Source organism: Streptomyces sp. NPDC004838 (genome assembly GCF_053600955.1).
Genome location: NZ_JBSGAW010000075.1, coordinates 1 through 1,974, shown reverse-complemented (window position 1 = coordinate 1,974; position 1,974 = coordinate 1). Strand labels below are relative to the sequence as shown.

Here is a 1,974-nt window from a genome sequence, read left to right as displayed (position 1 = left end):
AGCCCAGGAGGTCTGTGGTTCTGTTCGCCGCCGGAGCGATGATTCTGCGGCACGCCCCCGGTCCCCTCTGTCATGAGGAACGACATGCCTGAGATTGAAGCTCCTCGCGAAGCGAGGAGTTGGCTCTGCGCTTCGCTCCGAGCCATGTTTCCTTCCGTCAGGATTTTTGCTGAATCCGGAGATTGGGCTGGTCCCTTTTCCGGCTCTTCGCTTTCGCTCCGAGCCGGGGCCCACTTCGCTTGGAAGGAGTCTTGAGGGTCCGTCCGCTGCGCTCCCGGACCCGGCCCGCGTTCGCGGGCGGCTGGTTACAGGGCGGTGTGGTCAGGGCTGATTCGCTGTTTCCTTCGTTGCGTAACTTTTGGTGAATCCGGGTTTCGGGGGTGTTCCTCTGTGAGGTGGAGATTGCGGTGTGTGCGGGCTGTGGTGTGTCCGGTGGGGTGAGGTGATGTCAGTTGGTTTCGGCTGCAGGAGTGTTGAGTTCCTCTTCCTCGTGTGTCACCGGGTCAGTCGTGCTGCCGCGAGGCCGGCCAGAAGGCTCCCGATGTGGTGAACGGCTCCGGTGAGGATCGCTACGTAGACGAGGCGCCGCCACGACGCAGGGGCGGGCGTCACGTGGTTCTGGCCGGGGAGGTGGAGGAGGTGTGGTTCTTCTTCGGCATGGTGGGTTTCCTTCGTTCGGGCAGGGCGCGGCGGTGCGCCGTGCGGGAGGGGTGGTGCAGCGGGCGGTCCGCGGGCCGTTGTGCTGCTTCATTGATCGTGGCATCCGAGTGGTGGGTGATGCATCCTCAGCAGGGGCCTGCTTGGGGGGAGAACGGTGTAATTTCCACCCCGTGTACACCTGGGAGAGCATCACCGGGCCCGGCACCATCGACGATCTCGTCGCGGATGCCCATGCGGCCGACCATCCGGACATGACCGTACGGCGGATCCACGACTGGATCGCCAAGGGGCTGTTGGACCAGCCCCGTCTACGGACCCGGCGGCGTGGCTCGGACAAGGCCGAGCACAGCGTCAACCAGCGTCGGTTGCTGCTGCTTCTGCTGGACAAGCGGCAGCAGGTGGCGCACCTGAGCGCGCTCGCGCAGGTTCCGCTGGCGATGTGGCTGTGGTGGGACGGCTACATGCCCACGCGGCAGGCGCAGCGGGCGTGGGCGACGTGGGTGGGGCGCAGCCGGCGCAGTCAGGAGGTGGCGCGCGAGGGCGCCATGGGTCTGCTGGAGCAGGTCGGGCATCAGCTGGCCACCGAGACGGCGCGGGCCCGGTTCGTGCGGATCACCGCCGAGCTGGGCAACGGCAAGGCCTTGACGGTGCGCGGGCGGGCCGAACTGCTGGACGCCGTGCGGGACGTGATGGAGCCGGAGTCGGCGTTCGCCGCCAGCGGCCTCGTCCGCGCGCTCGGGCCCGCACAGGCACCGATGACCGTCGAGGCGGTCGTGACCCACGTCGAGGCCCTGTGCGCCGCGCTGAGCCGCACCCTGGACGGCAAGGTGGACGGCGCGCTGCTGGAGCGGGCCCGCGCCGTCCACCGCGCTTCCATGACCGGCTACCTCGCCGAGCGCTCCGGCCTCGCCGCCGAAGCCGGACAGCTGACCCACCTCTTCCGCGAGCCCACCCTCCAGGAGCAGTTCGACCAGACCGGGCGACAGCTCCTGCTCGCCCTCGGCATGGAACTCGTGCACCGCCACGCCCGCCCGCACCCCTGAGCAGTCCCGTCACGGGAAAAAGGAGGCCCAATCGGGCCGGCGTCCGGCCCCGGCAGCCACCGCGCAGGAAAGGGCCGGCCCCTTCGTGTCCGCGGGGCACGCGTCACCGTGCCCCGCGGAAGGTCCCTGTGTCGCGTCGGTTTGCGGCCAGTAGCGGGTCAGGGCACCCGGTGGTCGGTGCTGCAGCGGGCCCGGGCCGGTCGGTCCGGGCCCAGTCGTCCGGGAACAGCGTCCGCGCGCTGTTCTCCCTCCCGGCGAAGAAGGGCCAGTC

General features: G+C 69.4%; 1 protein-coding gene. It reads left to right on the top strand.

Going from position 1 to position 1,974, the window contains the following annotated elements; genetic code table 11:
* Positions 1–830 precede the first annotated feature (830 nt).
* Entirely contained in the window at positions 831–1,703 is an 873-nt protein-coding gene (locus ACWEFL_RS36070) for a hypothetical protein (RefSeq protein WP_451721343.1), read from the top strand.
* Positions 1,704–1,974 lie beyond the last annotated feature (271 nt).